General features: G+C 65.2%; 4 protein-coding genes. 1 reads left to right on the top strand and 3 read right to left on the bottom strand.

Annotated elements, in window-relative coordinates; translation table 11 throughout:
- Positions 1 to 309: 309 nt before the first annotated feature.
- From NFR87_RS10370 to NFR87_RS10360, 3 genes are read right to left on the bottom strand one after another with little or no spacing between them, the layout of a single operon-like run.
- Positions 310 to 1,359 carry an SLC5/6 family protein gene (locus tag NFR87_RS10370; RefSeq protein ID WP_251449415.1) on the bottom strand — a complete coding sequence of 350 codons (1,050 nt, stop codon included), beginning with the start codon at positions 1,357 to 1,359 and terminating at the stop codon, positions 310 to 312.
- Entirely contained in the window at positions 1,349 to 2,290 is a 942-nt protein-coding gene (locus NFR87_RS10475; RefSeq protein WP_277613141.1) for a Ger(x)C family spore germination protein, read from the bottom strand. Before NFR87_RS10475 ends, NFR87_RS10370 begins: the two co-directional genes overlap by 11 nt.
- The gene (locus NFR87_RS10360; protein ID WP_251449413.1) at positions 2,287 to 3,783 is read right to left on the bottom strand and encodes a spore germination protein; all 1,497 of its coding nucleotides are present in this window, start codon (positions 3,781 to 3,783) and stop codon (positions 2,287 to 2,289) included. Before NFR87_RS10360 ends, NFR87_RS10475 begins: the two co-directional genes overlap by 4 nt.
- A gap of 125 nt (positions 3,784 to 3,908) precedes the next feature.
- On the opposite strand from NFR87_RS10360, the gene NFR87_RS10355 reads away from it, so the two are divergent.
- Entirely contained in the window at positions 3,909 to 4,613 is a 705-nt protein-coding gene (locus NFR87_RS10355; RefSeq protein ID WP_251449411.1) for a F420-0--gamma-glutamyl ligase, read from the top strand.
- Positions 4,614 to 4,667 lie beyond the last annotated feature (54 nt).

Genomic DNA, 4,667 nt, shown 5'->3' with positions numbered 1-4,667 from the left:
CACTTGTGAAAAGGACTTCCGTCCTCTTCTGGTGTTGTCTTGTCTTCACGTTGTTTAATTTACAAGGTGCACGCCGCATCTGCCCGGGTCGATCTCTTTTTCACTTTTGCCCTGTCATTGCTCACAGGATTTTTCGGGGAAATCCCGAAATCCTTTGTCGCTCAAGGGCTTCGGCGGTCAGGCGAATCAGGCCCTCTCGCAGGTGCCCTATTAATATACCAAAACGGATTTAGAATGTCAACACTTTTTTGCATTTTTTCTGCAACTTTTTTCTCCCTTTTTCTCATCCGCAACATCTGCCCCTCATCTCTATTTTTTCACACAAGATGTTGCTCCCCCTTTCTCCGTTTTTGATCCTCTTTCGGTCAAAACGGCAAATGCGGGCACCACGCCGCCCAGCAGAAGACCGCCCCAGAGGAGGACGCCCTCCCCCACCGGTTCCGCCGGCCGCACCCCCGCCCACCAGAAGGCGGCCGCCGTCAGGAGCCACAACCCCCGTCCCCGCCATTTGGGGATCAGCCCCCGCCAGAGCGCCCCGCACCCCCGGGTCAGAAGCGCCAGGAGGACGATGTCCGCCAAGAGGAGCACCGCCGCCAGGGCGGCCTCTCCCCGCCAAAAGACGCCGGGGGCCGCCGCCCCCTCTAACAGCAGCAGGAAGGGCTCCTCCATCCGCCCGGCCAGGGCGGGGCCAAAGGTTCCCAGGGTCGCCGCCAGCAGAAGGGTAAAGCCGCCGCAGCCCAGGATGGCCCAAGACCACCGGCTCCCCCTTTCTCCGTCCGGCAGGCACAGGCCGTAGACCCCATACCCCGCCAGGGCCAGCACCGTCAGCGCCGCCCGGGGAAGGCCCGTCCAGTCTGACCCAGCGGGAGGAAACAGGTTCCTCCAGTCCAGGGCCGGCAGCGTCAAGACCACCGCCAGGAGAAGGGCTGCCGCCACCGCGCCAAAAAACAGCCGTCCCGTCCGAAGGAATACCCGTCCGTCCTCCCGGCCCAGCCACAGGGCAAAGCCCAGCGCCGCCGCCAGGTAAAGCCACCGGGCGTTCTCTCCGGAGGCCGCGGTCAAAAGCCGCCCCGCATACCGCCGGGCGCTCACCGACAGCAGGAACAGCCCCCACAGCAAGTAGACCAGCTCTCCCAGCTTTCCGCCCCATTTGCCGAAGCTCCCCTCCAGCATCTGGGGCAGATTTTTTCCGCCGAACCTTTTCCACACCCAGCACAGCCCAAGCCCCGCCGGCAGCGCCGCCGCCGGGGCCAGCCAGGCCAGCCGCCCCGCCTGCCGGCACAGCGGCCCCAGCAGGCTCAGCATTACGGGGATCAGGGCGGCGACCACCGACCTGCCTCCTCCTGTCTCACGGCCCATGACCTTCCACCAGCCTTCCCGTCACTTCCACGTCCAGTTTTCCCACGTCCGTTCCCTTTGCCCGCTCCCACATCCAAAACTGCGGGCAGGCCAGCTGCCGATCCAGTCCCCAGCAGTCCCAGCCGGGCGCCAAAGCGGCACGGATCATCCGCTCTCCCCACGCCTCCAGCGCCTTCATATCCGGCTCCCCCTGGGCCCGCCGGGCCTCGATGCCGCACTTCACCCGCCCGTTTTGGGCCCAAGTCCGCACCGCCGTCAGCTCTACCGCCCCGCCGGGAAGGGTCACCACCTCCCCCTCGCCGTCGCCGTCCAGCAGGATGGCGCCCAAGGCGGCGTCCTCCTCCAGATAGCCGGCAAGCCCCAGGGGGCCCACTACCGCCCAGCCCGCCGGCGCGAGAGCGCCCTCCTCCCCCACCGCCAGGGCGGGCACAAGGGCGTACTCCCCCTCCGACAGCCGGGCCAGGGTCTCTCCCACCGTTCGCCGCCGGGGATCCTGCCCTCCGGTCTCCTCCGAGGCCCGCTCCGCCGAGGCGGCCAGCGCCGCCCCCGCCGGGCCCTTTACTATATATAAGGAGGTGTCCATCCGCAGCTCCCGATCCACCAGCACGAAGTCCAGCGTGGCGTTCAGGTCGCTTTCCTCCCCGATGAGCAGCTGCTCCGTCTGACCCAGATAGGTTCGCCGGGAGGAGCCCTCCCGAAGCCTTCGGCAGGCCTGGGCCAGACTGTCCCCCGTCCCGGAGAAGGTCTCCGGTTCTTCCTCTCCTGTGGCCCGAACGGCGGTGAGGGCGGTGACGGAGGTCTCCGCCCCGCCGTCCACCGCCAGGGTGCCCACCAGCTTTAACCCCTCTATCTCGCGGCTTTCCGGCAGGGCCCCCGCCCCGCCGGCGAGCAGCGCCAGGGCTAAAGCCAAGGCCAACTTCCAGCCCCTCATCGCTGTTTCCTCCGGTTTTCCGAATTCAAATGGGCCGGCCGCAGCTTGTCCGCGGTCAGCGGCTGGCGCAGAATGGGCTCAGCGTTGGTGAAGGGGGTCAGATAGGGCACTCCGAAGCTCTCCAGCCCTGCCAGGTGTCCCACCAGGAGCGCCGCTCCCGCCGCCAGTCCGAACAGTCCCGCCAGGCCCGAGAGGGCCGCCGCAAAAAACCGCCACAGCCGCAGCGCCCCCGCCAGATCCTGGGAGGGCATGGTGTATCCGGCAATGCCAGCGATGGCCACCACCACCAGCACCGCCGGGGAGATCAGTTTGGCCTCCACCGCCGCAGAGCCCACCACCAGGCCGCCCAGAATGGACACCGTCTGCCCGATAGACTGGGGCAGACGCAGCCCCGCCTCCTGCAGCACCTCAAAGGCCGCCAGCAAAAGCAGGGTCTCAAAGAGGGCGGAAAAGGGCACGTCCCGCCGGGCCGCCATGATGCTGAGGGCCAGCCGGGCCGGGATCATCTCCGGGTGAAAACTCACCATGGCCACATAGAGCCCCGGCAGGAAAAGCGTCAACAGCAGGCAGACCCACCGCAGCGCTGTCAGGGCCGTGGCCACCATCCAGTTCTCCGCGCGATCCTCCGGTGCCCGCAAAAAGTCCCCTATGACCCCCGGCGCCAGATAGCCCAGGGGGATGCCCTCCATCAGCACCCCCACCCGGCCCTGGCAGAGGCCATAGCAGAACCGGTCAGGCCGCTGGGTGGACTGCACCAGCGGGAAGGCGGTGTCCAGATCATCCACGATATACTCCTCCAAATTCCCCGTGGCCAGCAGGGCGTCGATGTCGATGTCCTCCATCCGCCGCTGGAGCGTTTTCACCGTGTCCGGATCGGCGATGCCCTCCAGCCACAGGATGTCCACCGGGGTCAGGCTCTGCCGGCCCACCACCTGCTCGGTGATCCGCAGCTCGGGGGCCTTCAGGTGCCGCCGGACAAGGGAGGTGTTGGTGCGCAGGTTCTCCACAAAGGAGTCCTTGGGCCCCTTTACCGCCACCTCGTCCTCCGGTTCCCCGATGCTTCGCTTCTCCTCGGTGCCCACATTAAAGGAGAGGGCCCGCTCCTTTCCCGGGAAGATCAGCAGGCAGTTGCCGTCAACAAGGTCGCCCACCGCCTTGTCCAGGGTGGTCACCTCGCTGACCGACAGGCTGTAGAGGGCCCCGGAGCGCATTTTCTCCCAGGCCACCGCCTCCCCCAGCTCCCCCAGGGCGGCGTCCTGGGCCAGGGGCCGGAGCACATAGTCGCTGACCCGCTCCATGCGCACCATCCCGGCGATGAAAATGAGCTCCAGGCGCATGGCCTCGTTGCCCCCCACCGCAATGCTTCGGCGGCTGTAGTCCACGCAGTTTTCAAACACCTGCCCCAGGGCCTCCGGCGTCAGGGGCCCCGCCAGCCGGGGCTCCCGGCGCGGGTGGGGCGGATCCTGGGCCGCCCGCTTCTGAAAAAAGCCCATTCGCTGCCTCCTTCCATGTTTTCTCATTCTCTCCCCGGCGGAAATTTTTATGCGAAACTGGGTTGCTTCCTTCCGCCAACCCGTCTATAATAGGGATTACTCTGGTTACAAAAGGAGCGTTATCCATGGACTTTTACGCCAACGAGGGAAAGAGCGTCATCATTGAGGCCGGGGGCAAAAAATACGCCCGCCACGCCATCACTACCCACTTCGTCCAGGTGGGAGAGAGCTATATCGACCTGATAGAAACGTATGTCAAGCCCCTCTATCAGCCGGGAGATATCGTCTCCTCCAGCGAGAAGGTCATCGCCCTGTGCCAGGGCCGTGTGGTCACCGAGGACGAATGTAAGCCCGGCTTCTGGGCCAAATTCCTGTCCAAATTCGTTCACCAGACTTCCGCCGGCCCCGGTATGGGCCTTCCGGTCAAGATGCAGTTTGCCATCAACATCTGCGGCCTTGGCAAGGTCATCTGGGCCGCCCTCTGCGCCGGTTTCGGCAAGCTCCTGGGCAAGCGCGGGGTCTTCTACGATATGCTGGGCGAGGAGGTCACCGGCCTGGACGGCTTCTACGGGGAGGACATCCCCGAGTACGAGCACATGGGCGTCCGGGTACCCAGTGACCCGGCCAAGGTCTGCGACGAGGTCTTCGAGAAGACCGGGGTGGTTATGATGATCGTGGACGCCAACGACCTGAATGTGGAGCTGCTGGGCAAGGGCGAGCAACTCAAGGATCGGAGCCGAGAGGAATTGTTGTCCCTGATCAGGGACAACCCTGCCGGTCAAGACCGGCAGCTCACCCCCTTTGTCCTCATCCGGGAGGTCAGGGAATAAGGAAAACAAAAACCGCTGACGTTCCTGCTCATGGCCGTCTTTGCCTTCGTCTAT

The sequence above is a fragment of the Vermiculatibacterium agrestimuris genome (genome assembly GCF_943193085.1).
Lineage (GTDB): Bacteria > Bacillota > Clostridia > Oscillospirales > Oscillospiraceae > Vermiculatibacterium > Vermiculatibacterium agrestimuris.
The sequence above is the reverse complement of the archived record's forward strand: the minus strand, read 5'-3'. Positions and strand labels throughout refer to the sequence as shown.

Coding starts and splice junctions, on each gene's coding strand:
- NFR87_RS10475 (WP_277613141.1), bottom strand. CDS start 2,290: ATGAGGGGCTGGAAGTTGGCCTTGGCTTTAGCCCTGGCGCTGCTCGCC.
- NFR87_RS10370 (WP_251449415.1), bottom strand. CDS start 1,359: ATGGGCCGTGAGACAGGAGGAGGCAGGTCGGTGGTCGCCGCCCTGATC.
- NFR87_RS10360 (WP_251449413.1), bottom strand. CDS start 3,783: ATGGGCTTTTTTCAGAAGCGGGCGGCCCAGGATCCGCCCCACCCGCGC.
- NFR87_RS10355 (WP_251449411.1), top strand. CDS start 3,909: ATGGACTTTTACGCCAACGAGGGAAAGAGCGTCATCATTGAGGCCGGG.